The organism is Streptomyces olivaceus (genome assembly GCF_000721235.1).
Classification (GTDB): domain Bacteria; phylum Actinomycetota; class Actinomycetes; order Streptomycetales; family Streptomycetaceae; genus Streptomyces; species Streptomyces olivaceus.
The window spans coordinates 1-743 of sequence record NZ_JOFH01000116.1; the positions used below are offsets into that span (position 1 = coordinate 1).

A 743-nucleotide genomic window follows, 5' to 3' on the forward strand; every position below is an offset into this window, starting at 1 on the left:
CCCCGCACCCCCACCAAATACCGCGCCACCACCCCACCCAACACACCCGAACCACCCGACACCAACACCCAACCCCCATCCCCCACCGACGACACCACGCCCGCAGAAGCAGCCCCGGAAGCCACGGGAGCCCCGGAAGTCGAAGGAGCCACGGGAGCCGCGGGAGCCGCGGGAGCCGACGGAACGCTCAGCACCAGCTTCCCCACGTGCTTCGCCCGGCTCATCAGCGCGAACGCCTCGCCGGCCCGCCGGACATCCCACTCCTGCCTCGGCAGCAACTCCAGCGCGCCGGTCCCGAACAGCTCCACCACCTCGCGCAGCATCTCCCCCAGCCGCTCCGGCGCCACCTCCGCCAGATCGAACGCCCGGTACATCACGCCCTCGTAGGCCGCGGCCACCTCACCCGGATCCCGTACGTCCGCCTTCCCCAACTCCACGAACCGGCCACCCGGACGCACCAACCCCAACCCCGCGTCCACCAACTCCCCCGCCAACGAATCCACCACCACATCCACACCCGAACCCACACCCCGCCCGAACACCTCCGCGAACCCCACCGACCGCGACGAAGCAATCCGCTCCCCCGCCACACCCAACCCCCGCACCACCGACCACTTCGACTCACTCGCCGTCGCCCACACCTCCGCACCCAACCACCGGGCCAACTGCACCGCAGCCATCCCCACACCACCCGCAGCCGCATGCACCAACACCGACTCACCCGACCGCACACCCGCCACATC

The 743-nt window shown here is 70.8% G+C and carries 1 protein-coding gene; it reads right to left on the bottom strand.

What is annotated here, in order from left to right:
- A partial coding sequence (locus IG94_RS39445; RefSeq protein WP_346009437.1) for a zinc-binding dehydrogenase occupies nt 1-680 on the bottom strand: 680 nt, incomplete at its 3' end.
- Nucleotides 681-743: the final 63 nt, after the last annotated feature.